1 pseudogene is annotated in these 318 nt (G+C 63.2%); it reads right to left on the bottom strand.

Annotation, left to right across the window (positions count from 1 at the left end):
* A pseudogene (locus tag MKK70_RS15325) lies at positions 1-318 on the bottom strand (PQQ-dependent dehydrogenase, methanol/ethanol family); the annotation flags it as partial.

Genomic DNA, 318 nt, shown 5'->3' with positions numbered 1-318 from the left:
GCATCGAGCGAGACGACCGGTGTGTCGGCTTGGTGCAGGATGATGGCGCCGTCGGCGTAGGCCAGGCCGCGGTTGACCGTGTCGCAGCACATAACCGGGATCACCGACGGGTCCTGCTTGGGCTCGTACTTCCACACGATCTTGGCCTCGTGGTCGAGGTCGAGCGCGTAGACGATATTCGGGAACGGGGTGTGGACGTACATCATGTTGCCGATGACGAGCGGGGCGCCCTCATGGCCGCGCAGCACGCCGGTCGAGAAGGTCCAGGCCACCTGGAGGTTCTTGACGTTGTCCTTGTTGATCTGGTCGAGCTTCGAA

The organism is Methylobacterium sp. E-041 (assembly GCF_022829665.1).
Lineage (GTDB): Bacteria > Pseudomonadota > Alphaproteobacteria > Rhizobiales > Beijerinckiaceae > Methylobacterium.
Note: the sequence above shows the minus strand (reverse complement) of the source record. Positions and strands in the feature narration are given on the sequence as shown.